The sequence below is a fragment of the Cobetia sp. 5-11-6-3 genome, assembly GCF_013374055.1.
Taxonomy (GTDB): Bacteria; Pseudomonadota; Gammaproteobacteria; order Pseudomonadales; family Halomonadaceae; genus Cobetia; species Cobetia marina.
Window position 1 is genome coordinate 1 of sequence record NZ_BLWJ01000014.1, and the last position, 23284, is coordinate 23284.

General features: G+C 61.3%; 20 protein-coding genes. 2 read left to right on the top strand and 18 right to left on the bottom strand.

Annotated features, from left to right (window positions below; translation table 11 throughout):
• On the top strand, positions 1-317 hold a 317-nt coding region (locus HXS66_RS16925), incomplete at its 5' end, for a dTDP-4-dehydrorhamnose 3,5-epimerase family protein (protein ID WP_176504131.1).
• Positions 318-458: 141 nt separating this feature from the next.
• On the opposite strand, the gene HXS66_RS16930 is transcribed toward HXS66_RS16925, so the two are convergent.
• The 13 genes from HXS66_RS16930 to HXS66_RS16990 form a co-directional block, all read right to left on the bottom strand.
• The gene (locus HXS66_RS16930; RefSeq protein ID WP_176504132.1) at positions 459-1784 is read right to left on the bottom strand and encodes an O-antigen ligase; all 1326 of its coding nucleotides are present in this window, start codon (positions 1782-1784) and stop codon (positions 459-461) included.
• Positions 1785-2023: 239 nt separating this feature from the next.
• Positions 2024-3604: an aldehyde dehydrogenase (NADP(+)) gene (locus HXS66_RS16935; protein ID WP_176504133.1), complete on the bottom strand. Its 1581-nt coding sequence runs from the start codon at positions 3602-3604 to the stop codon at positions 2024-2026.
• Complete coding sequence (locus tag HXS66_RS16940; protein ID WP_176504134.1) at positions 3601-4617, bottom strand: amidohydrolase; 1017 nt, start codon at positions 4615-4617, stop codon at positions 3601-3603. The genes HXS66_RS16935 and HXS66_RS16940 overlap by 4 nt, the downstream gene beginning before the upstream one ends.
• Positions 4618-4660: 43 nt before the next feature.
• Positions 4661-5596 (bottom strand): YncE family protein, encoded by a 936-nt coding sequence (locus tag HXS66_RS16945; protein ID WP_176504135.1) that lies wholly within the window; start codon positions 5594-5596, stop codon positions 4661-4663.
• A gap of 146 nt (positions 5597-5742) precedes the next feature.
• Positions 5743-6789, bottom strand: coding sequence for a TRAP transporter substrate-binding protein (locus HXS66_RS16950; RefSeq protein WP_176504136.1), 1047 nt, complete (start codon positions 6787-6789; stop codon positions 5743-5745).
• A gap of 95 nt (positions 6790-6884) precedes the next feature.
• On the bottom strand, positions 6885-8165 hold the full coding sequence (locus HXS66_RS16955; protein ID WP_176504137.1) for a TRAP transporter large permease subunit: 1281 nt from the start codon (positions 8163-8165) through the stop codon (positions 6885-6887).
• Entirely contained in the window at positions 8162-8812 is a 651-nt protein-coding gene (locus HXS66_RS16960) for a TRAP transporter small permease (protein ID WP_218015200.1), read from the bottom strand. The genes HXS66_RS16955 and HXS66_RS16960 overlap by 4 nt, the downstream gene beginning before the upstream one ends.
• Before the next feature lie 158 nt (positions 8813-8970).
• The gene (locus HXS66_RS16965) at positions 8971-10044 is read right to left on the bottom strand and encodes a TRAP transporter substrate-binding protein (protein WP_176504138.1); all 1074 of its coding nucleotides are present in this window, start codon (positions 10042-10044) and stop codon (positions 8971-8973) included.
• A 111-nt stretch (positions 10045-10155) separates the two neighbouring features.
• A complete protein-coding gene (locus HXS66_RS16970) occupies positions 10156-11169 on the bottom strand; it encodes an amidohydrolase (RefSeq protein WP_176504139.1) in 1014 nt (337 codons plus the stop codon).
• A gap of 38 nt (positions 11170-11207) precedes the next feature.
• Positions 11208-12206, bottom strand: a complete 999-nt coding sequence (locus tag HXS66_RS16975; protein WP_176504140.1) for a TRAP transporter substrate-binding protein — start codon at positions 12204-12206, stop codon at positions 11208-11210.
• Between the two features lie 160 nt (positions 12207-12366).
• Complete coding sequence (araD1, locus tag HXS66_RS16980) at positions 12367-13374, bottom strand: AraD1 family protein (RefSeq protein WP_176504141.1); 1008 nt, start codon at positions 13372-13374, stop codon at positions 12367-12369.
• Between the two features lie 10 nt (positions 13375-13384).
• Entirely contained in the window at positions 13385-14557 is a 1173-nt protein-coding gene (locus HXS66_RS16985; protein ID WP_077373800.1) for an L-rhamnonate dehydratase, read from the bottom strand.
• 59 nt (positions 14558-14616) lie between these two features.
• Positions 14617-15645, bottom strand: coding sequence for a 4-hydroxythreonine-4-phosphate dehydrogenase PdxA (locus HXS66_RS16990; RefSeq protein WP_176504142.1), 1029 nt, complete (start codon positions 15643-15645; stop codon positions 14617-14619).
• A 329-nt stretch (positions 15646-15974) separates the two neighbouring features.
• Here HXS66_RS16990 and HXS66_RS16995 point away from each other — a divergent pair, with 329 nt between their 5' ends.
• The gene (locus tag HXS66_RS16995; RefSeq protein ID WP_084208310.1) at positions 15975-16703 is read left to right on the top strand and encodes a FadR/GntR family transcriptional regulator; all 729 of its coding nucleotides are present in this window, start codon (positions 15975-15977) and stop codon (positions 16701-16703) included.
• Between the two features lie 24 nt (positions 16704-16727).
• Here the strand turns inward: HXS66_RS16995 and HXS66_RS17000 are convergent, their stop codons facing one another.
• The 5 genes from HXS66_RS17000 to HXS66_RS17020 form a co-directional block, all read right to left on the bottom strand.
• A complete protein-coding gene (locus HXS66_RS17000; RefSeq protein ID WP_084208311.1) occupies positions 16728-17354 on the bottom strand; it encodes a helix-turn-helix domain-containing protein in 627 nt (208 codons plus the stop codon).
• Between the two features lie 266 nt (positions 17355-17620).
• Positions 17621-18001 carry a nuclear transport factor 2 family protein gene (locus HXS66_RS17005; protein ID WP_157109445.1) on the bottom strand — a complete coding sequence of 127 codons (381 nt, stop codon included), beginning with the start codon at positions 17999-18001 and terminating at the stop codon, positions 17621-17623.
• Positions 18002-18135: 134 nt separating this feature from the next.
• Positions 18136-19512, bottom strand: a complete 1377-nt coding sequence (locus tag HXS66_RS17010) for an FAD-binding oxidoreductase (protein WP_136938519.1) — start codon at positions 19510-19512, stop codon at positions 18136-18138.
• Positions 19513-19670: 158 nt separating this feature from the next.
• The gene (locus tag HXS66_RS17015) at positions 19671-21458 is read right to left on the bottom strand and encodes a BCCT family transporter (RefSeq protein WP_176504143.1); all 1788 of its coding nucleotides are present in this window, start codon (positions 21456-21458) and stop codon (positions 19671-19673) included.
• Positions 21459-21987: 529 nt separating this feature from the next.
• Positions 21988-23076 carry a nitronate monooxygenase family protein gene (locus HXS66_RS17020; RefSeq protein WP_176504144.1) on the bottom strand — a complete coding sequence of 363 codons (1089 nt, stop codon included), beginning with the start codon at positions 23074-23076 and terminating at the stop codon, positions 21988-21990.
• Between the last annotated feature and the right edge of the window lie 208 nt (positions 23077-23284).

Genomic DNA, 23284 nt, shown 5'->3' on the forward strand with positions numbered 1-23284 from the left:
AAGTCTTCGATGTGGCCGTGGACATGCGCAAGAGCAGCCCGACGTTCGGCCAGTGGGTCGGCGCCCATCTGAGCGAAGACAACCAGCAGATGCTGTGGGTACCGCCGGGATTCGCCCATGGCTTCTATGTCATCAGCGAAACAGCAGAATTCCAGTACAAGTGCACGGATTATTATGCTCCGGGGGATGAGTACTCACTGAAATGGAATGACGCCAGCGTCGGGATCGAATGGCCGCTGGTGAATGGCGATACGCCACAGTTGTCAGACAAAGATAATAATGGGGTTAGCTTTTATAAAGCCCAATTCTTCGAGTGAGGGAACAGGGGCAAGAGTGATTCTTGCCCCTTATTTGAATTAATTTTTTGTCGTAAGTTAAGCGTCATATTGTGTCAATATCGGTGTAATACCAATATTATTTTGTTTCTTAAAATCGAAAACAATACTTGTACATGGTTTCTAACATTGCTTTGTTGTTAATGATTTTTTGCTTTTCCAGTAATGAGTGATTAAGCCTCCTACTACTAGATTGTGCACAAATTGTCCTGATGGAAATGAATTATATGATTCAAATTGATTGATCGTTATCCAGTAAAAAAAGAATATTATTCCAAAGATGGCCATGTCATTGGGTAATTCGTCTCTCTGCCAAGCTAGCCAGGTTGCTCGCCCAATCCATATAGTTAAAAGGCACATTGCGACTAGCCCAATTAAGCCATATTCGACCCAAGTTTCTAGAAAATAGTTATGTAAGTGTCCATATTGCATAAGTACCCAATCTGGCAGCCAAGAGGTCTCCGACATTACTAGGTCACGCCCCTTAGGGCCCCATCCAGTCAAAGGTCGTTCGGATATCCATTCGCTCGCAGCAATCCAGCTGTTAATACGAATTCCGATGCTGGTATAAGGAACTTGAGAAATATCGCCATTTAGCAATTGAGAAACAACATTATTTTCAGTATTGAGACGATAATTAAGCGTCTCTTCAAAAGTCATATATAGAGCGCCGAGTATCAGTGTCGTAATTGTAGCAGTCACAGCCGAATAAAAGGCGAAACGTTTAACCACCCCTCTTTTTAATGTTATAAAAGACAAAATGATAAACCCTATCAATATGGCTAAAGTTAAACTTATCCATACTGCGCGTGTTTGACCAACAGCTATACCGATAAGAACTATTGTAATACTTAGACACCAGATGATTCTCCATAGGATATGCTTGCTTTTAGCCGTCCAGAAGCGCTTTGAAAAGCACAGTAAGCCCAAGAGTGTTACACCAAATAACATTGAGGCATGTTGTTGGTTACGTATTCCAAAACCAACTCTCTGGCCGCTCAGTCCTGTAAGCCAACCATCCCCGGTAGGCGCTATGAAAGTAGCAATTAAGAAAAATAGTGCTGCCAATCCCCAGATGATTAGTGTGTTTTTGGTACTACCTCCTAACCACCAGGCTATACAGATAAAAATAAATAGCTTGGCTAAATCCTTAATCCTAGGGTTATCAATAGCCCATTGTGGATATTGCCATAAGCCAAGGCTCCAAGATAATAATTGAATGCATATGAATAAGGTAAGTAACAGGAGTGGTGTTCTTCGTAAATTTTTACCATAAATACAAAAAGCTATAAGTCCTATAGCTGCGAGTAGCGTCTGAGCTTTCTCAGCGAGGTCAGGCCATAAGAATTGACTCGTGACATATATGAGCAAAGATAAAACACCAAGCAGTTTTAACCAGCTTGGAGAGGTTGGTCCCTCATGGGAGGGGCATAGAGTATAGGACTGCATGATTGACTACTTTCGTGTGAGTGTGTGCATGGATAGTATACATGATATCGACTATTAGGAAGATTCGGTATTGTCTTTGCTATCAGAAAATGATCTATCTTGTTGCAGCGTATTGTTCAGTTACGTGTTAGGCCCAGCTCCTCAGTAAGGACTGGGCCTATAGCCGGTTTGGGGATTGGCAGTCTACGAGAAACGTAATATGGCGCTACTTGTGAGGGCTAGCACTTAGTCGTCATTGGTCACCCCTCCCGCATCCCATCCACCAGTCGGCTGATGTCGGAGGGCGCATCGTGCTTGAGCTCCGGCGGAAGCAGGGCATCCGGCAGGTCCTGATAGCAGACCGGACGCAGGAAGCGGTGAATGGCGGCGGTGCCGACCGAGGTGGTGCGGCTGTCGGAGGTGGCGGGCCAGGGGCCGCCGTGCACCATGGCGTCACAGACTTCGACCCCTGTCGGCCAGCCATTGACGAGGATGCGGCCTGCACGACGCTCCAGCACTGGTAGCAAGTGGCAGGCCGCGGTGTGATCTGCCTCATCGAGATGCAGCGTGGCGGTCAGCTGGCCTTCCAGCGCACTGCAGACCTGCTTGAGCTGAGCGAGATCCACGCATTCGACGATCAGCGAACTTGAGCCGAAGACTTCCGCCTGCATGGCCTCATTGGCAAGAAAGTCACTCGCCTGGGTGCTGAACAGCTGTGTCTGACACGGGCTGGCGATGGGGGAGTCGCTTTCACCGCTGGCCAGACAGGTGATGCCTGGCTGTTCGGACAGGCTCGCGACGCCTTGGGCATAGGCCTTGTGGATGCCGGGTGTCAGCATGGTCTGCACGGGGCTTGCCTGAATGGCAGGGATGGCCGCCTGCTTGAAGCGTTCCAGCGCTGCGCCTTTCACTGCCAGCACCAGGCCCGGGTTGGTGCAGAACTGCCCGGCGCCCATGTTGAGCGAGCCGACGAAGGCCTCACCCAGCAATTCGGCGCGGGCTTCCAGGGCAGCCGGCATCAGGATGACCGGATTGATGCTGCTCATCTCGGCGTAGACTGGAATCGGCTGCGGACGCGATTGGGCGAGCGTCAGCAGGGCGGTGCCCCCACTGCGCGAGCCGGTAAAGCCGACCGCCTGGATCTCGGGATGCTTGACCAGTGCCTGACCGACCTCATTGCCGGGTCCGAACAGCAACGAGAAGACGCCTTCTGGCATCTGACAACGCCTGGCGGCGCGAGCGACGGCCTGACCGACCAGTTCCGAGGTGCCCGGGTGGGCCGAGTGTCCCTTGACCACGACCGGACAGCCTGCGGCCAGTGCGGAGGCGGTATCGCCGCCGGCCACCGAGAAGGCCAATGGGAAGTTGCTGGCACCGAAGACGGCCACCGGGCCAAGCGGGATCTGACGCTGGCGAAGGTCTGCCCGCGGCAGGGGAGTGCGCTCCGGCAGTGCAGGATCGACGCGCACATCCTGCCACTCACCGCGACGCAGCACCCTGGCGAACAGCTTGAGCTGGCCGCAGGTGCGACCGCGTTCACCGTTCAGGCGTGCTTCAGGCAGGCCGGTTTCCTGCATTCCACGCTGGGTCAGGGTCTCGCCGAGTGCCTCGATCTCCTCGGCGATGGTCTCGAGGAAGAGGGCTCTTTCTTCGGGCGTCGTGGCGCGATAGGCATCAAAGGCCTGGCCGGCCAGTCGGCAGGCGTCTTCCACATCCCCTGCATTGGCCCCCGGGTAGCCGGGCGCCAGGCGCTCTCCGGTGGCCGGATTGATGGCGTGGATCGCCTCGCCCTTGGCGGCAAAGCTGCGCTGTCCGATGAGCTGATGGCCGTTGAGTGTCATGGCGCCTCCTGTCTGGCATGTTGGGTGGGTCTGGCATCGTGGGTGATAGCGGCAATCGGCAGCCGATACCAGTGAATGGCGTTGTCGTGCAGAACCTGGTCGAACGCGATCTGGCGGTGGTCGTGAGACGCCGTCTGCGCGATGGCGCCGGTCACCAGCGATAGCCAGTCGCCATAGCTGACCTTGAGGCCGGAGACCGGGAAGTTGCTGGCGAACAGGCAACGACGGGGGCCGAAGATGTCCAGTACCTCGCAGAGCAGCTCGTGATTGGCGCTGGTATCCCAGGCATGCCGGGGCGTGCCCAGCTCCGAGAGCTTGACGGCGACATTCGGGTTCTCAGAAAGCGCCCGCATGCCTGCGCGCCACTGGGCGAGGCCTTCCGGCGTGCGATCCCACGGCAGGCCGCTGTGATTGAGAATGACGCGCAAGCCGGGGTAGTCCTGAAGCGTCGTGGCCGCCTCTTCGAGATGCCAGGCGGGCACGCGCAGGTCCCAGCTCAGGTCACGCGCTTTGAGCAGCGCCAGTCCCTCGCACCAGCGTGGGTCCTGCAGACTGCCGCTGGTTCCCGTTACCGACTGGCGGGTCTGAGGTGTGGCGGCGGTGACCGGCTTGGCACGCACGCCACGAAACAGCGCTGAGTCACATTGCGCGTCCAGCTGTGCGGCGCACGCAGGAGTACCAAAGGCCGCCCAGCCGACATGCGCACTCGGCAGGCCATAAATGGCTGCTTGCTCGGTAATCCATCGCGTCTCTTTCTCAGCCTGTGGGCGTGACGCTTCGGCTTCGCAATGCACGCTGCCTACCAGTTCGAAGCCCTCAGGCACCAGACGCTTGAGATCCGCGACCTGAAAGGGCTGGCGGATCGCGGCGTAATCGCCGAGAAAGAAGTTCTCCACCGGCGAGTCTTCCAGCCAGGGATACGCCACCTGGCCATCCAGCGCCCAGAGATGGTGGTGCGCATCGATCAGCGGCTGGCTTTGTGAAGGTTCGCGCTGTATTGGGGTATCCGTCATGACTGGCTCGTGTCCTGGCAAGAAGTATCAAGTGCCCACTGACTCAGTGGTCACGCACCAGCAGGCAAGACACGTCTGGCTCGGCGCGCGTCGCGAAGCTTCGGCGTAACTGGCCGCTCTCCAGATCCAGCACCGCGATGCGATCACCCTTGAGCGAGACGAAGGCCTGCTCGCCATCCGGATGGAAGCTCATCGCGATGGGAATCGCCTCAAGCTGGATGGTGCCCAGCGGCGCCAGCGTTTCATCGAACAGCGATAGCGAGCTTTCGCCGTAGTTGGTGGTGATCAGGCGGCCCCTGGGGTCACGGTAGATGCGATTGGGGTCACGTCCCGTGGTCGCCGAGGCGCGCACGGTCATCGATTCGGTATCCACCGCCACGATGCTGTCGTCATCGCGATTGCTGATGAACAGGGTGCGGCCATCGGCGGACAGGCTGTTGCCCTCCGGCTTGCGGCCCGGAATCATTGCGATAGGCGCGAAGGTGGCATCGTGCGGCTTGAACTTGGTGATGGTGTTGCTGAGCAGGTTGATGCCGTAGGCCCAGTCGCCTGCCTTGGTGAGCGCGAACAGGTGAGTCTTGTAGCCCCCGGAGGACACGGCCAGGTCTGGCGTGGTCTGGGTCAGGGGCGTGTTGAACAGCAAGAGGGTGTTGTGGCCCTCGCTCATCGCATACAGACGATCCTGCTCATCGATGCCCAGCCCATGGATGCGGTAGTACGGCCAGGTGCTGAGCGTGTTGACCAGCGTGAAGGTCTCGAGATCGACCACGAACACCGAGCAGCCGCCCTGATCGCCGATGCAGTCGGCGCCGAGGATGCCGTAGTGGCCCACGAAGGCATAGCGGCCAGTGGAATCCACCACGAACTCATGCGGGTAATCCGGCAGGCGCAGATGGTTGAGCTCCTCGCCGCTGGTGGCGTCGTAAAGGCTCAGGGTGTGCGCGCATTTCTGGTTGAGCAGCAGAACATCTCGGGACATGACATTTCTCCAATCAGCGAGGGCCTGTTTGTCAGGGCCTGTTTGTCAGGGCCTGTTTGTCAGGGCCTGGATATCAGGCTCTGGTTATCAAGGGCCTGTGCCCTCGCTGGAGTGACAGATAGGGAAAACGAAAAAGCGCTTGTGCGTTACTGAGTCACGGCGGCCGTGGTCTTCTGCGTGCCTTGCGGCTGGGCGTTGGTCGCGACATCGGCACTGGCATGGCTGGCGCCCTGGATGGCATCGATCCAGTCACGTCCATTGGCGGCGATATAGCTGTCCCAGGTGGGCAGCACGACCTGCTGGAAGGCGGCGGTATCGACGTCGGTCTCGATCTTCATGCCCTTGGCGGCCAGTTCAGTGAGAATCTTCTGCTCGTTCTTCGCGTTCAGTTCGCGCTGATAATCACCCGCCTCGCGTGCTGCGCTCACCAGCACCTGCTGATACTCCGGTGACAGGCTCTCGAAGGTGTCGTCGTTCATCACCATCAACAGCGAGGTATAGGCCTGATTGGTCAGCGACAGGTAGTCCTGCACTTCGTAGAAGCCTGCCGACCAGACGATGCTGATCGGGTGGTCCTGCGCATCGACCGTGCCCGTCTCCATCGCGGTGTAGAGCTCACCCAGCGGCATCGGTACCGGGTTCGCGCCGAGCAGGGAGAAGGCCTCGATCAGTGACTTGTTGGAGTTGGTGCGCATCACCAGGCCATCGACATCGGCGGGTGTCTTGATCGGGTGCTTGGAGTTGGTCATCGCGCGAAAGCCGACCTCCCAGAAGGCCAGGCCCTTGAGGTTGTCCTGCTTGAGCAGTGCCAGGGCATCGTCGCCGACCTTGCCGTCCAGCACCTGATAGGCCGTCTTGCGGTCCGGGAAGATGTAGGGCAGATCGAAGGCGCCCAGCGCCGGCTGCAGGCCCGCGAAGTTGGGGTTGCCGGACAGCTCGATATCGATGGTGCCGCTGCGTACGCCGGCGATCATCTGCTGGTCACCGCCGAGGACGCCGTTGCCGAAGATGTTGACGGTGATCTCGCCATCCGTGCCTTCCTTGACCAGCTCGGCGAAGCGCTCGGCCGCCTGTTGCTGGGTATCGGTGGTCGGGGCCGCGTGCGCCAGCTTGAGCACGGTGGCTGCATGCGCGGCGCTCATTGGCGCAAGGAGAAGCAGACTGGCGAGGGAGGTCTTGAGCATTGGCGTCATGGAAAGGCTCTCTTGTCGTTGTTGTCGTGAGTGGCGCTGTTGTCGTGAATGGCTCGGTTGTCGTGAGTGGCGCTGGCGACCTGCAGAACTGCGGGTCAGTCGGTCATCCAGTACAGGGGCACGGTGATGATCTGCGGGAAGGCCACGAACAGCAGCAGGATCACCACATAGGCGAGGGCGAAGGGCGCGACGCCACTGACCGCCTTCTCGAACTTGAGGTTGCCGACGCTGGTGATCACGTTGAGCACGTTGCCGACCGGCGGGGTGATCAGGCCGATGGCGCAGTTGAGGACGAACATGATCCCGAAGTAGACGGGATCGATACCGGCCAGCTTGACGATGGGCATCAGGATCGGCGTGAGCACCAGAATGGTCGGCGTCAGGTCCATCACCATGCCGACCACCAGCACGATGCCCATGATGGCGAGCATCAGGATGCGCGGATCATCGGCCAGCGGCTGCAGCAGACCGGCGACCATCAGCGGCAGCTGGGCGATGCTGATCAGCCAGGAGGCGACCATCGCGGCGGCCACCAGGAACATCACGATGGCGGTGCTGCGCGCGGCCTGGGCGAGGACGGCGTAGAGCTGGCCCAAGTCCAGTTCGCGGTAGACCACGGTGGCGACGAAGATGGCGTAGACCGCGGCGACCACGCCGGCTTCGGTCGGGGTGAAGATGCCGCTCTTGATGCCGCCGATGATGATGACCGGCAGCATGATGGCCCAGAAGCTGTCCTTGAGTGCCTTGAGGCGCTCACGCCCGCTGGCCTTCTTCGTGACGACCAGATCTTCCTTGCGGGTCATGAACAGCCACATCACCACCAGGGTCACGCCCATGATCAGCCCCGGCACGATCCCGGCGAGGAACAGCTTGCCGATCGAGATGCCACCGGCGACCCCGATGATGATCAGCGGAATCGAGGGCGGGATGATCGGCGCGATGATCCCGCCGGCGGCCATCAGGCCGGAGGAGCGGCCCAGCGGATAGCCCGCCTTGCGCATCATCGGCAGCAGCATGCTGGCAAGCGCGGCGGTATCCGCGACCGCGGAGCCGGACAGACTGGCCATGACGATGGCGGCGAAGATGGCCACGAAACCCAGTCCGCCCTTGCGGTGACCCACCAGCGACATCGCCAGCGTGACGATGCGCTGGGAGAGCCCGCCACGCGACATCACTTCCCCGGCGGTCAGGAAGAAGGGGATGGCCAGCAGGGTGTAGCTGTCGGCGCCGTTGACGAGGTTCTGGGCCAGGATCTGCGAGTTGAACAGATCCAGGTGCAGCATCAGCACGATGGCACTGACCAGCAGGGCAAAGGCGATGGGGAGGCTCAGACCGATGGCGGCCAGCAGGGAGCCGAGGAAGAGCCCGATGGTCATGGCGTGTCTCCTTGCTGATCAGATGAGGGGCTGGCGGCATTCGGTGGCGTGATGCCATGCAGGGCAAGGGGCGTCAGCAGTCGCCATAGCAGGATCAGCGACATCAATACGCCTGCCATCAGGCCGGCGAGATAGAAGACGCCGACGGGAATGCCGCTGATGGGAGAGAGATTGCGCCAGTTGAGCACCGTCTGATCGAAGCTGCCCTTGAGCAGCATCAGGCAGCAGCCGAGCATCACCAGGGTGACAATGCGATCCAGCACCCTGCGACATGCCGCCGGCAGCTTGTCGGCGAAGGTGTTGACGCTCAGGTGCTCCTGACGGATCAATGCCGTCACGGCGCCCATGAAGGTGACCCAGACGAACAGGAAGCGGGACAGCTCGACGCTGATCGAGATGCCGCTGTTGAAGCCGTAGCGCAGCACGACATTGACGAAGACCAGCGAGATCATCGCCACCAGTGCCAGTACCATCAGCAGGGTGAGGGCCTTCTCCAGTCCCTTGAAGATCGTCGTGATGCCGGCGGCAGTGCGGGTAGGCGCCGCTGCCGCCAGCGGGGTGGCGTGGCTTCCCCGTGACTCGGAGGATGGCGCGATGGGCGGTTTGATCGACATGGATAACGGCATCTCTTGGGTCAGTTTGTTCATGGTGTTATCCCCGAAGGAAGCATCTCGATGACGGCGCGACAGTGCGACGCAGTGGCGAGTCGTGGCAGCACTGCCGCGGGTCGTTTTCTGAGACTGGTCACCGGAACTGGTCACCGGGACTGGTTGCTCAGACTGGTCGCCGGGACTGGTTGTGTTGACTAACGGGCGTCGGCCAGCGCTGCCTGGAATTGCGTCACCACCGCCGGGTCCAGCGCCTGGGTGTGCTGCTGGATCACCGGTGCCAGTGCCTCACGCATGCGCTGACGTTCACTGTCCGCCACCACGTTGACGGTCATCTTGTCCTGCAGCTCGCTCAGCAGTTCCTCGTTCATGGCGCGGCTCTGCTCACGCTGATACAGCGTGGTTTCACGAGCGGCCTCGCGGACCAGCTGGCGTTGGGCGTCATCGAGTGACTGCATGAAGCCTGCCGAGGCGACCAGCACCTGGGCGTCATAGGCATGCGCGGTGCGCGAGAGGTATTTCTGGACTTCGAAGAAGCGCTTGGCGTCGATCACGGTGTAGGGATTTTCCTGACCATCCACCGTGCGGGTTTCCATGGCGGTGAACAGTTCATTGACCGACATGGGCACGGCGTTGGCACCCAGTCCATTGAAGAGGTCGATGTAGAGGGCGTTCTGCATGGTACGAATCTTGAGGCCCTCGATGTCCTCGAGCGTCTCGATGGGACGGCGGCTGTTGGTCATGTGACGGAAGCCGTTCTCCCAGTACTCGAGTGCCACCAGCTGCTTGTCATCGAGGCTTATGAGCAGGGCACGGCCGGCCTCGCCATCGAGCACCGCATCGGCGTGTTCACTGTCATCGAACTGGAAGGGCAGGCTGACGATGTTGAAGTCAGGATTGAGGCTGCTCAGAGTGGCAGTGGAGGGTGCGGTGAAGTCCAGGGTCCCGGACTGCAGCATCGAGGTCATGTTGACGTCATTGCCCAGAATGCCGTTGGAGAACACCGTGATGGTGATCTCACCATCCGACTTCTCCTCGACGAGCTCCGCAAACTTCTTGGCGCCCAGTGTCTGGGGATGCGCCTCCGGCAGGCTGGTGCCCATGCGCGCGGTGATCTCGGCGTGGGCGGTGGTCGCGAAGGTCAACATCAGCCCCAGGGTGGAGACCGTCTTGAGCAGGACGCTCGTGTGCTGGGCTTTGTTGAGCAGCGCTTTGTTGGACTGGGCTTTGTTGAGCAGCGTTTTGTTGAGCAGAGCGTGGCGGATGGACATGGCGAATTCCTTGCGAGTTGTTGTTATGGCAATCGTTGCTATGGCAATCGTGGTGATGGCGATCGTTGCTGAGTAGATCGTTGCTGATGTGTCCGCTGCGGTGTCGATCGGTCACTGGGCGCTGGTGTCCAGCGAGTAGCAGCGCACGGCGTTGTCGCAGAACAGCGCGAGTCGCTGCTCGGGACTGAGCGAACGACTGAGTGTCTTGAAGCCCTGAAACAGCGTATCGAGTGAGGTCACCAGCCCATCGACCGGGAAGTTGCTGGCGAACATCACGCGCTGGGCCCCGAAGTGACGCAGCACGCTGTCGAAGACCTCGCGGTTGTCTTCCAGACGCCAGGCCTGACCCGCAATCCCGAGACCCGAGAACTTGATCATCACCTGCGGCCAGACGGCGACCCTGGCGAGGGCATGTGACCATTCCCGCAGGGTGTCGGGATCACGATCCCCGGGCACGCCGGCGTGATTGATCACCACCGGCATCTCGGGATGGTGCTCCAGCAGCGGCAGCAGTTCCGCCAGGTGCCACCAGGGCACCTGCAGCTCGAAGATCAGCCCGTGGCGGGCGACTTCATTGACGCCGGACTGATAACGCGGGCAGCGCAGCGAGCCGGGCAAGGCGTGGGTGGCAAGCGCCGGATCGTGGCGCTCCAGTGCGGCCGGCTTGTGACGAATCCCCTTGACCCTTCTTGATGTGCAAAGGCTCTCGAGCTGCTCGCCGATGTCATCCTGATCCAGCCAGGCCTGGGCGATCATGGCATCGGGCCAGCCGCTCTCGCGGGCAGTCTCCTCGATCCAGCGCACTTCCTTGAGCGCATCGCCCCGCGCCCATTCCGCCTCCATGTAGACGCACCCGAGCAACCGATGCGCCTCGCCCGCCGCCTGGAGATGCTCGGCGGGGAGGTAGGGGCGACGGATCGCGGAGTAGTCGCCGTAGCGGAAGGGGATCATCGGCTCATCACACAGCCAGGGGTGGTAGTTCTGCGTCGGGTCCCAGACATGCATGTGGGCATCGATGATCGGCAGATCTTCCTCCTGGCGGGTGGTCAGATAACGTGCGCGCTGCTCGCCCAGTTCGGCAAGAGACACGGGCACTGCCGGGGCCTGGAGTGAGTCAGAGAGCATGGCGTGCCTCCTTGCATGGGCGAGTCAGGCGAGCGTGATCAGCGCGCAAGCGCGGTGTCGATGCGATCCAGCAGCTCGCTGCCGTGCTTAGCAGTGAACTCGGCGCGTACCGGCTCGGCGACCTTGGCACGCATGCTGGCGGTATCAGGCTCACGCACGACCTGCATGCCTTGCTCCTCGAGGAAGGCCAGATCGCCCTGCTCATTGTCATGATTGAGCTGGCGCTGATAGCGGGCCGCTTCCTGAGCTTCTTCCTTGATCAGGGTCTGCAGTTCGGGCGCGAGGCTGTCGAACGTCTGCTTGTTCATGATCAAGGGGGCGGCGGTGTAGGCGTGTGCGGTGAGCGACAGGTGTTCCTGTACGGAATACAGATTGGCGGAGCGGATCAGGCTGACCGGATTCTCCTGGCCATCCACGGTGCGGGTTTCCAGCGCGGTATAGAGCTCCGCGAAGGGCATCGGGGTCGGATTGGCACCGAGAGCCTGGAAGGCGGCGATATGCGCCGGATTCGGGGTGGTGCGCAGGGTCAGGCCGCTGACGTCATCGGCATTCTCGACCGCACGTCGCGAGTTGGTCAGGTTGCGAAAGCCGATTTCCCAGAAGGCCAGTCCTTCGATCTGTTGCGGCTGCATGGCGGTCAGCAGTTCCTGGCCGATATCGCCATCCAGCACCTGATAGGCCTGCTCACGGGTGTCGAACAGGAAGGGCAGGTCGAGCACGTTCAGCTCGCCGACCAGCCCGCTGAAGTAGGGGTTGCCTGAGAGCTCGATATCGATGGTGCCGCTGCGCACGCCTGAGATCATGGCCTGGTCATTGCCCAGCTGGCCGTTGGGGAAGATCTTGACGGTCAGTTCACCGTCACTGCGTTCTGCCAGACGTTCGGCGAAGCGTTCGGCGGCCAGGTGCTGTGAGTCGGTGACCGGATGTGCATGCGCGAAGGTCAGCGAGGTGGCGGCGTGTGCGGGTCCTGTCATTGCCAGACTGGCAAGGGCGGCGGTGATGAGTGAGGCGGTGGTGTGGCGGGTCGAGAGTGTCATGGCGAAGCCCTTTTCTCGTTATTGTCGTGATGCTTCTGATGCGTACAGGCGGTGTTGCTGGTGGTGGTGGAGGTGCTGGTACTGCTGGGATCAGGGCCGTAGGAAGGCGGAATTCTCAAGACCCTGATCCTTTCTCTACTTGTTGTGTTTATCGTTGGCCCTAAAGCACCGCCATGGCGGATAGCTGCTCCGCTTGGTTGTCGTGGGTCTCGAACGCGACGGGATTGCGCAGTGCACGCCCGAAGGCGGGCAGTTCGATCTCGAAGCGATCGCCTTCCTGCACCTTGATCTGATCAGCGAAGCTCAGGGTGGCCGTGCCGAAGAAGTGCACGTGCAGATCTCCCGGCGCGCGGAACTGGGCGTACTTGAAATGGTGGTGTTCCAGGTTGGCCAGGCTGTGGGCCATGTTGGCCTCACCGGTCAGGAAGGGCTTCTCCCACAGGGTCTGGCCGTCGCGGGTGATGCGGCTGGTGCCTTCCAGGTGCTGGGGCAGTTCGCCGATCAGCAGTTCAGGGCCGTAGCTGCAGGCGCGCAGCTTGGAGTGGGCCAGCCACAGGTAGTTGGCGCGCTCGGTGATGTGGTCGGAAAACTCGTTGCCTACCGCGTAGCCGATGCGATGCGGCTGACCGTTGGCATCGTTCAAGTACAGGCCGACCAGCTCGGGCTCTTCGCCGGCGTCTTCGGCGAAGGCCGGCACGCTGATCGCGGTTTCCGGTGCCACCACGATGCTGCCGTCACCCTTGTAGAACCATTCCGGCTGCGCGCCGACCTGCCCCTCGGCGGGCTTGCCGCCCTCGAGCCCCAGGCGGAACATGCGCATCGAGTCGGTAAGACTTGCGTCATCCTGCGCCTGAGCGGCGGCATGCATGGCGTCGCGGGTATCGGCGCTGCCCAGATGGGTCAGGCCGGTACCGGTGACGGTGCAGCGCGCGCGATCCGGGTGGGTGACCGGCGGCAGCAGTTCGCGGCGATCGATGGCCTGCTTGTAGTCGACCAGGGTGTGGGAGTAGTGCTGCTCGATCAGCGCGCTGAGCCCGATGCCCAGCTCGATGGCGCGAGAGGCCAGCTCATAGGTGCCGCCCGGGAAGTCGAGCAGGCGCAGCTGGTCGCGGCTTTCGACCACGGCGACCCGTGGGCCGTTGGCGGTGCGAAGTTGGACGAGTCTCATGATGGCTTCCTCACTCGATGATGTTGAACTGATCGAAGTAGTCGCTGTTCAGCTCAAGGCCCAGCCCCGGGGTCTCTTCGTCGAGGTCGATGAAGCCGTTCACCGGCTCCGGGTCGCCCTTGAAGATGTAGTAGAAGAGCTCGTTGCCGATCTCGACGTCATGCACCGGGAAGTACTCACTCATCGGGGAGGCCAGTGAGGCCATGGTGAGGTGGTAGTTGTGCATCTGGCCGGCATGCGGGATGACCGGCACGCTGAAGGATTCGGCCAGAGCGTTGATCTTGCGCGCCGCGGTGATGCCACCGACCCGGTTGGTGTCGTACTGGATGACGGAGACGGCGCGCTTTTCCAGCAGCTGGCGGAAGCCGTAATGGGTGAATTCGTGCTCACCGCCGGAGATGGGGATGCTGGTCAGCTGATTGAGTTCGGCGTAACCATCGATGTCATCGGCGATCACCGGCTCTTCCAGCCAGCGCGGCTGGAAGCGCTCGAGCTTCGGCAACATGCGCTTGGCGTAGTCCAGGTTCCAGCCCATGTAGCATTCGAGCATCAGGTCGACATCCTCGCCGATGACTTCGCGCACGGCGGCGACGCTATCCAGGTTGGCACGCACGCCCTCGACGCCGTCACGCGGGCCATAGCCGAAGCGCATCTTCATGGCGGTGAAGCCTTGATCCAGATAGGACTGGGCCTCTTCCTGCATGCCCTTGAGGTCCGTGCGGTAGAGCTTGGAGGCGTAGCAGGGGATCTTGTCCTTGGTGCGTCCACCCAGCAGCTTGAAGACCGGCTTGCCGACCGCCTTGCCCATGATGTCCCAGATGGCGATATCCACGCCGGAAATGGCGGCCATGCCGATGCCCTTGCGGCCCCAGGCGTGGGTGGAGCGGTACATGCGCTGCCACAGGTATTCGTAGTCGAAGGGGTCCTGGCCGATGATCAGCGGCGCGAGGTACTGATCGATGATCGCCTTGGCGATGCGCGGGGCGAGTGCCACGTTGCCAAGCCCCACCAGCCCGTTGTCGGTCTCGATTTCCACCACCGTCCAGCCGTGGAAGCGGAAGGTGCCCATCGAGTCGCCCTTGTCCCACAGCTCGTCCATGGCGTTGGAGCAGAAGTGGGCAGTGGGGGGGACGGTGTGGCCTTTCCATTCGAAGACGCGAGTTCTGACCTTGGTGATTTTCATCGGATTATCCTTGTTGTGGATGACGTTGGCGCAGATAGGTGAGCAAGAGTGACAAGGCGTCAGGCCGACGCGGTCTCGAGGCGCAGCGCGCGCAGGTTGGTGCCCATGCGCTTGGCGATCGCGAAGGCATTGCGGGTCGGGTTCACGTCCGCTTTGCCTTGGCCTGCGATATCGAAGGCGGTGCCGTGGGCCGGCGTGGTGATGGGGATCGGCAGGCCGCCCTGGACGGTGACGCCGGACTTGAAGCCCAGCAGCTTGATCGCGATCTGCCCCTGGTCGTGGTACATGGTCACGATGGCGTCGTACTCGCCGTCGCGTGCCTTGAGGAAGATGGTGTCAGCCGGGAAGGGGCCTTCCACGGGATAGCCCTGGGCGCGGCACTCGGCGACGGCCGGCGCGATGACATCGATCTCCTCACGCCCGCAGGTGCCGCCCTCGCCACCATGGGGATTGAAGGCGGCCACGGCGATGCGCGGCTGCTCGACGCCGGCCAGTGTCAGCGAGTCATGAATCAGCTGGCTGGCGGCGATGATGCGCTCCTGAGTGACGTACTCGGCGGCATCCTTGAGCGGGATATGCGAGGAAATACGTGAGGTCCACAGCGTCCCCAGGGTGTTGAACTCGCAGAAGTAGCCTTTGACGCCCAGCGTCTCGGCGAAGAAGTGCAGCTCGTCCTCATGACCCAGGCCGCCTTTCTTCATCGACAGCTTGTTGAGGGGCGCGAAGCAGATGGCGTCGACTTCCTCGTTCTGGGCCGCTTCCAGGCAACGAGACAGCACCGCGAGGGTCGAGGCGCCACAGGCGGCACTTTCCTCGGCCAGCGTCACCTCCTGCTGTGCCACGCTCTCCACCAGCATCAATGACAGGCCTTCATGTTCACGGGCTTCCGCGAAGCTTGTGACGCGTGGCAGCTCGGTGAAGCGTCCGGCCTGGCGTTGGCCCTGCTCCCAAAGCCACTGATCCCCGACCAGCACGCTGTGGGTCTCGGCGAACTGCTCGGGTTCCGCGATCAGGCGAGCGATCAGCTCCGGGCCGATACCGGCGGGATCACCGAGGGTCAGGGCAATGACAGGGCGTGTTGCGGACATGGGGTCAGCCTCTTGGTGTTGTCGTCGTTGTTGTCGTTGTCGTCGATCGTTGTCGATCGTGTCGATGTCGGGCGTGCTCAGCAGTCCGGCCTCTGGCGTGAGGGTCTTCTCAAGACAGTTCAGGACAGTTCAGGCCAGTTCAGGACTGTGAAATATCACGACTTGATTGGACTGCTGGTTGGTTTACCGGACCAGTTGAGATGAAAACTAGCCGAGCGCACGATGATTGGTCAAGGATTTCTCGAAAATTGCGACCATGGTCGGTTTTCTGGTGCGTCTGATTCGGTTGTCAGTTATTCTGGTATGAAATTTATACCAGTGGGGGCCGCATGAACCAGACGCCTTTCGCCTTCGAGAAAGCGCTGAAGAATCAGACCAAGAAGGAAATTCTCGCCGACAAGCTCATCGAGATGATCCTGACCGGCCTGCTGCGCGATGGGGATGAGCTGCCCAGCGAGCGTGAGCTGGCGCAGCTGTTTGAAGTGAGTCGTGAGACCGTGCGGGGGGGGCTGGCGCTGTTGACGGGCTATGGCCTGCTCAATGTCTCGCATGGCAGCAAGTCACGGGTGTGTGCCAGTGAGGCGGTGATCGACAGCTTCCGCAATCATCCCGCACGTCAGCAGGGCGACGAGCTCAACAATCTGGACATCGAGAGCGTCTTCGAGAGCCGTATCGTGGTGGAGTCGGCCATCGCCCGCCGCGCAGCACGGCACATCGATGCCGCGGGCCTCAAGAAGCTGGATGCCTTGCTGGACGCCCAGTCCCAGCATTTCGACTCGCCGGTGAACTTCCAGCTCTCGGATCAGAACTTCCATCAGGTGATCGCGGAGTATTCGCGCAACGAGATCCTGATCCGCTACGCCCACGAGCTCTATACCTATGCGCTCAACATTCGTCGCCAGGTCATGGCCGAGCATGGCTCGATCAAGCGCAGCTATGAAGAGCACGTACGTATCGTCGAAGCGTTGCGCGCCGGCGACCCTGACGCCGCCGAACGCGCCATGCTCTCGCATATCGACAGCGTCTATTACACGACGCGGGACAAGATGCCTCGTTGAAGGTGCCTCATGGAGATGAGGGGCTCAGTACTCCACGCCCGTCATCACCCAGACGATGCGGGTCTCGGTCTCGCCGGGGTTGCGAATCCAGTGGGGTTCCTCCCCGGTCAGCGAGAAGCTGTCGCCCGGGTTGAGCAGGAAGACCTGCTCGCCGATGGTCAGCTCCAATTGGCCACTTTCCACATAGCCCGCTTCCTCACCGCGCCGCTCACGAGGCGTCTCACCGCCGCTGCCGCCGGGCTGCAGACGGGTCATGATCAGGATGAGCTGACCGCTCAGGCGGGGGGAGAGCAGTTCTTCCCGTGCACCGATGGCGCTGAGGTTCATGGCGCGGCGTTGATCCGCGCGCACGATAGTTTCCTGTTCGGCCGCCGAGTCACTCCCGCCCGGCTGGAAGAACCAGCTGACGCGCACACCGAGGGCGTCACTCAGGGCCTGTAGCACCCCGATGGGGAGGGAGGAGACGCCGCGCTCCACCTGGCTCAGATAGCCGACGGATTTTCCGACGCGCTTCGCCAGTTGGCTGAGTGTCATCTGACGGGACTTGCGCAGGTCGCGCAGCTGTCTGCCGATACGACGGTCTTCCTGTTCTGCATTGCTGAGTGCGGTGCTGCCGGCTGATGCCTGTGAGGAGTCTGTCTCCGTGGTCATCCGGTTTCCTCTTGGCAATGGGAGCTGGCGGTCAATGCGTGGCGTTTCATGTAGATGAAAAGCGTGAAGTGGTTTTCATCAGCAAGATTATCAGCATGCGGCGTGGAGAGATAAGTCAGTGACGTTATCAAATCGTCGTGTCGGGACTGGTGTTGATTCAGGGCTCGAGATAGCGGCTTCTGAGATAGCGGCTTTAGAGATAACGCTTGAGACGCAAAAGGCCAGTCATGATGACTGGCCTTTTGCGTGTGCGCCGGGCGTGAAAATCACCCGGCTGGGGCAAAGGCCGGTCGCTGCTTGCGGAAGGCCTGCTTGCGGGTGATCTTGCCCTTCTCGATGGTGAAGAGATCCACGCTATCGGCCTCGACACGCAGGCCATCGGGCTGGGTCGCCATGAAGGTGCATTCGGAGACGACGCGCTGATCGGCGAAGAAGAACTCGCCCTTGGCCCACTGCACATCAGGCATGGTCGTCCAGGTATTCACGAAGGCATCGCGCACGGCGGCCTTGCCGACGATACGCGTGCCGTGCGCCTCATCGCCGGACACGGTGTCGAAGACCACATCATCGGCGAAGTACTCCATGACGTCATCGATGGCGTGGCGATTGAAGGCATCGAACATGGCGGTCATCTGTTCACGGTTCATGGTACGGGTCTCTGGTGCATGCATGCCGCGAGTGGCATGCCAGTGGGAGGTGCCGCGACGTCATTCGGGAGCGCCGTGGCGTGTTGAGCAACATGAAAGACGGTGGTCGGTGAGCGTAGAGAGCGAGTCGTGGCTCAGCTCACCTTGTCCAGCACCTGGAAATACTTGTAGAGCAGATGCTGCCCCATGCGTCGGATCGGCCTGAGCGGATGGGCGGGCAGTGGGGAGTTGAAGATCGGCAGGTGGCGCTCGGGCAGTGACTGACCGGCGATCAGCGCGGCGAGTTGTCTGGAGGCATAGGCCGAGAACGACACGCCGTTGCCGCTGTAACCCTGGGAGTAGAAGATCTGCTGCTTGGGGTCCGGCTGCACGATGCGCGGCATCATGTCGTGGGAGATATCCATCCAGCCATGCGAGAACCACGGTGTCTCGATGCCGGCCAGCGCCGGGAACTTGCGTGCGATGGCGGCATGCACCACATCCAGATGACGAGCATTCTGCGCATCCGCACCGCTGATGGCGCTGCGCGTGCCGATCTGCAGGCGTTTCTCGGGCAGCAGCCGATAGTAATAGCGCAGCTTGCGGGTGTCCGTGGTCAGGATGGTCGAACGCAGGCCGCAGGCCTCGATCTCATCGTCGGTCAGTGTGCGCGTCCACACCGAATTGGCCATGATCGGCATGTTGCGATAGGCGGTCAGTGAGTGGAGGTTGGGGCTGGTATAGCCCGCCGTGGCGATGCCTACCGCGCGTGCCTTTACCGTGCCTCCCGGTGTCTGCAGATAGTGGATGCCGTTCTCTGTCGTCCAGTGTTGCACCGGGCTGCTGGTGTGGATTCTGGCGCCATGGCGGCGCGCGATACGCGCATAGCTGTAGGCCAGCTTGAGCGGCTGCACGGCGATGCCCTCGGGCTCCAGCATCGCGCCGTGACTTTCCTGATCGCCCATGAAATCCCGATGCACCGTCGCACGGTCCAGTGTCCGGGTCCGGTAACCGAGGATGTTGTTGCACAGGCGTGATTCGGCCTCGAGATGCTGCATGGCCTGCGGGCTATGGGCGATCAGCAGATTGCCCAGCGGTTGAGGCTCGCAATCCACTTCCGGGTCCTGGGTCAGAGACTTGAAGACCTCGAAACCCTCGAGACTATTGGCGTGCAGCTGGCGCGCCATGTCGACCCCCCATTTCCTGACCCACTGGCTGCGACTCAGGCGTCCCCAGGCCAGATGGCCCTGGCCGCCATTGCGGCTGGTGCAGCCCCAGCCGATCTGATTGGCCTCCAGCACCACCGCCTTGATGCCGTGCTCGCGCGCCAGGAACATCGCCGTGGCAAGGCCAGTAAAGCCGGCGCCGATCAGCACCACGTCTGCCTCCATGTCGTCAGTGACCGGGCCATCATCCTCGGGAGGCGGGCCGGCGTGGTAGCGCCAGTAGCTCGGCGCATAATCCACGCCTTCGCCCGGGGAGCTGTCCTTGAGGGGGTCGTAGTGAGGGTTGTAAGGCTGCTTGACAGTCATCGTGGGTCACCATCCGTGTTGTTGTTGGCGATCGTTGTCATTGGTGATCGTTGTTGTCGGTGATCAATGTCATTGGTGATCAATGGCGGTGCTTGTCCAGGCGCGTTGCGCTCTGGGGTCTCTGCCTGCCCGAGTCGACGTGAGGCGCATCATGCCGCTCAGGTCGCGCCCGGGATGGGTTGGTTTCCCGATCCCGGGAGGGCGTGAGGCGTTGGCGTGGCAGTGGTGCCCGGCGTGGCTGTAGCACTTGGCGAGATACTGGACGTGGTAGCTGGCGTGGCGGGTGTGGCAGCGCTCGGGGCTTCAGGCTCAGCGGCTTCGGCAGGCATCGGCCTGGCCTGAGGGGCCGGCTGCATGGCCGTTGCAGGCTGCTCGTGGGTCGCCTTGAGCATGCGATAGACCGAGAACATGTAGGCGATGCTGACGAGGAAGAAGGGCGCGCCGACCACGATCGCCAGGCTCTTGATGGCGTTGAAGCCTCCGGCGAGCTGGAAGACGATGCCGGTGACACCGATGATCACGCCCCACAGCAGTCGCATCAGGATCTTCGGATTCTCGTTGCCATTGGAAACCTGCATGGCCGAGAAGAACGAGGCCGAATCCGAGGTGGTGACGGCGAAGACGATGATGTTGAACAGCACCGCGAGGCACAGCCACCAGCCGCCGGGCATGCTCTGCAGCAACAGGTAGATGCCGGATTCCGGATTGCCCTGCACGCTCTCCCACAGCGGCACGATCTGATTGACCTCGGCATAGCCGGCCGAGCCACCCCAGATGCTGAACCACACGATCGACAGCAGCATCGGCACCACCACCACGCCGAACACGAATTCGCGCAGGGTGCGGCCGCGGGAGATGCGCGCGATGAAACCGCCGCAGAAGGGGATGTAGGAGATGTACCAGAGCCAGTAGAAGATCATCCACCAGCCCACCCATTCGCGCTGTTCGAAGCTGCCCGCGTCGGTCCAGAACTGGTTGACGAAGACGGCGCCGAAGTAATCACCGAACTGCTGGGTGATCATGTTCAGCAGGTACTGCGCCGGTGCATGACCGAAGGCCAGCAGCGCCAGCAATATGGCACCGGCCATGACCATGTTGAGCAGGCTGAGGTACTTGATGCCGCGCTCGATGCCGGTTGCCGCCGATGCCACGTAGGCGATGATGATCACCAGCATCACCATGGCCTGACCGAAGGCACCGAACTCGAGCCCGAACAGCACCTTCAAGGCATAGCTGATGGAGGTGACGCCCAGGCCGATCATGGTGGCATTGCCGCCGATGGTGCCGATCACCCCCAGCCCGTTGGCAAGCTTGCCCCACAGGCTGCTGTTGCAACGCTCTCCCAGAAGGCCGTAGAGGCCGGTGGCGACCGTCAGCGGCTGTACCAGGCGATAGGCCGGAAAGGCGATGGCCCAGGCGGCCACGGCAAACAGTGCCCAGCCATTCATGCCCCAGTCCATCAAGGTGTCGAGAATCGCGGTCGATACCCCGGCCTGCTGGCCGACTTGATTGAGGTCCTGCACATGCGAGGAGGTGTAGAGATGCGTCAATGGCTCGGCGACGCTGAAGAACACGAAGCCGATGCCCAGTCCGCAGCTGAAGATCATCGAGATCCACGCCACATAGCTGAATTCAGGGCGTGAGTCGTCCGGCCCCAGCCGGATGCCGCCAAAGGGGCTGAGCAACAGATAGAAGCTGAAGATCAGCGTCGCGGCGACCCCAAGCACGAAGCTCCAACCGAAGTTGAAGATCAGGAAGTCGCGTATGCCGGACAGCGCCGCGCCGGTCTGCTCCGGTGCCGCCAGGGCGTAGATCATGATCAGGGTGTAGATGCTGAGAACGGGCCAGAACAGCCCCTTGTCGTAGTCGCCAAGCAGACCGGACGAGCGCGGAACGCCGTTGCTGCCAGCGCGCTCAGCCGCTGCGGGATTGCGTGTTGCTGTCACTGGGATGCCTCCAGGAAGGGGCCCTGATGCTCCAGCCAGATCTCGTCAGACACCTGACAAGCCGACAGGAATATCGAGAGCAGATTTTATTGTTGTCATGGGAGCGGGGGCTGGGACTTCGCCATTCATCGAACCGGCAAGGTCCCCATCCATCGTCAGTGAATGCGCTGCAGCTGATGCAGCACTCGATGAATCTTCTCGCGTCAAAATGAAAATAGACGGCGGTGTAAATCACGCAAGTGAAATTTTCAGGTATTTTTTTCATTTATATGTGAATTGGTAGACTTCTAGCGCTAACGCCTTGAAATAAAGAATCAATTGGGTGCACTGCGCAGATTGGTTCGAGGGTCGAAGGCGGGCGAACAGAGGTAGGGGAGGAACGGGATAGGAAAGAGGAGGTGAGGGGGAGTGTGGAATGTGGAGGGCTGAGTGAGGGGGCTGAGTGTGGAGTGTGGAGTGCTGAGTGAGGAGTGAAGCAGCCTGTCAGGAGTGGCACTGCACTGAAGGTGCAGCGCCTTGCTCTGACCCGTTACCTCCGCAACGACATTGCCCTACATGCCATTCGATATTCCTTTCCCAATATTGCCATCAGCTCTCCCGCTGGCATCGCTCTGGCCAGCGGGGCGCCCTGGCCCGCCCACTGTGCCCCGAAACCGGTGTCGCCCTGCGATCTGGCGGCGGCGTTGAGCGCCTTGCCGGTGGCGTAGGTGAGAGGGTAGTCCGGTGGTGCGGGGCATGATGGGTCTTCCATCAGGCTGGCGAATCGATTGGCGAGAATGCGTGCGGGGCGGCCCGAGACGATCGAGGTCATGCGGGTGTCATGCGCTGCCGGTCCTGTGAGGGCGTCTCGATAGGCGGCATCGGCGCTGGATTCCGGGCAGGCGATGAAGGCGGTTCCGAGTTGGGCTGCCACGGCGCCATTCGCGAGAGCGGCGGCAATGGCCTCACCATTCATGATGCCTCCTGCGGCAATGATCGGCAGGTGCGTGGCGTCTACCAGCTGCCTGGTCAGGACGGCAGTGCTCAGCTGGGTATCCGCGGCTTTTGGATCAAACATGCCGCGATGGCCTCCCGCTTCGAATCCCTGCGCCACGATGGCGTCCAGGCCGGCCCGCTCGATGGCGCGGGCTTCCCCCTGGTGGGTCGCTGTCGCCATGAGCCAGATGCCTGCCTCCTTCAAGGCGCGGATGAAATCGCGTGAGGGCAGGCCGAAGTGAAAGCTGACGACGGGTGGGCGAGTCTCCAGCAACATCGCCTGCATGTCGGGGTCATCGGCGACGCTGGTATAGAGCGTGTCGAGTCTGGCGGGGGGCGTTGCCTCGAAGGCCTGGAAGTGCGGCGTCAGCCACTCCCGCCAGGTGCTCTCGCGAGCAGCGTCATGTGTCGGGGCCGGGTGCACGAAGACATTGACGTTGAAGGGCCTGTCGGTCATCGCTTGCAGTTCTGTGATCATCCTGCGGGCGCCGTCGGCATCCGTGGCACCGACGCCGATCGAGCCCAGCCCGCCTGCCTTCGAGACCTCGGCTGCCAGACGAGGCGTCGAGACGCCTGCCATCGGGGCCTGAATGATCGGCCATTGCATTCCCATCCTCTTCAGCATTTTCGTTCTCCCCAGCATCGTTCTCTCCGGCTTTGCGCGCTCTCCAGCATTGCTCCATCCAGCATCGCGCTCTGCTCTGCATGCACACTCTGCCTGTGCACTTCGCCTGTGCACGCTGCGTGGCGTGATCAGGCGGAGTGGCGTGATCAGGCGGAGTGGCTCGGGTGCCACAGGGTCATGCTACGCCGCACGCAACGCCGTGTGCCACTTGTGCCTTGCGCCCTCA

Excerpts from the sequence above, each read along its gene's own strand:
- HXS66_RS16930 (WP_176504132.1), bottom strand. The coding sequence starts at position 1,784 with ATGCAGTCCTATACTCTATGCCCCTCCCATGAGGGACCAACCTCTCCA.
- HXS66_RS16935 (WP_176504133.1), bottom strand. The coding sequence starts at position 3,604 with ATGACACTCAACGGCCATCAGCTCATCGGACAGCGCAGCTTTGCCGCC.
- HXS66_RS16940 (WP_176504134.1), bottom strand. The coding sequence starts at position 4,617 with ATGACGGATACCCCAATACAGCGCGAACCTTCACAAAGCCAGCCGCTG.
- HXS66_RS16945 (WP_176504135.1), bottom strand. The coding sequence starts at position 5,596 with ATGTCCCGAGATGTTCTGCTGCTCAACCAGAAATGCGCGCACACCCTG.
- HXS66_RS16950 (WP_176504136.1), bottom strand. The coding sequence starts at position 6,789 with ATGACGCCAATGCTCAAGACCTCCCTCGCCAGTCTGCTTCTCCTTGCG.
- HXS66_RS16955 (WP_176504137.1), bottom strand. The coding sequence starts at position 8,165 with ATGACCATCGGGCTCTTCCTCGGCTCCCTGCTGGCCGCCATCGGTCTG.
- HXS66_RS16960 (WP_218015200.1), bottom strand. The coding sequence starts at position 8,812 with ATGAACAAACTGACCCAAGAGATGCCGTTATCCATGTCGATCAAACCG.
- HXS66_RS16965 (WP_176504138.1), bottom strand. The coding sequence starts at position 10,044 with ATGTCCATCCGCCACGCTCTGCTCAACAAAACGCTGCTCAACAAAGCC.
- HXS66_RS16970 (WP_176504139.1), bottom strand. The coding sequence starts at position 11,169 with ATGCTCTCTGACTCACTCCAGGCCCCGGCAGTGCCCGTGTCTCTTGCC.
- HXS66_RS16975 (WP_176504140.1), bottom strand. The coding sequence starts at position 12,206 with ATGACACTCTCGACCCGCCACACCACCGCCTCACTCATCACCGCCGCC.
- araD1 (WP_176504141.1), bottom strand. The coding sequence starts at position 13,374 with ATGAGACTCGTCCAACTTCGCACCGCCAACGGCCCACGGGTCGCCGTG.
- HXS66_RS16985 (WP_077373800.1), bottom strand. The coding sequence starts at position 14,557 with ATGAAAATCACCAAGGTCAGAACTCGCGTCTTCGAATGGAAAGGCCAC.
- HXS66_RS16990 (WP_176504142.1), bottom strand. The coding sequence starts at position 15,645 with ATGTCCGCAACACGCCCTGTCATTGCCCTGACCCTCGGTGATCCCGCC.
- HXS66_RS16995 (WP_084208310.1), top strand. The coding sequence starts at position 15,975 with ATGAACCAGACGCCTTTCGCCTTCGAGAAAGCGCTGAAGAATCAGACC.
- HXS66_RS17000 (WP_084208311.1), bottom strand. The coding sequence starts at position 17,354 with ATGACCACGGAGACAGACTCCTCACAGGCATCAGCCGGCAGCACCGCA.
- HXS66_RS17005 (WP_157109445.1), bottom strand. The coding sequence starts at position 18,001 with ATGAACCGTGAACAGATGACCGCCATGTTCGATGCCTTCAATCGCCAC.
- HXS66_RS17010 (WP_136938519.1), bottom strand. The coding sequence starts at position 19,512 with ATGACTGTCAAGCAGCCTTACAACCCTCACTACGACCCCCTCAAGGAC.
- HXS66_RS17020 (WP_176504144.1), bottom strand. The coding sequence starts at position 23,076 with ATGCTGGGGAGAACGAAAATGCTGAAGAGGATGGGAATGCAATGGCCG.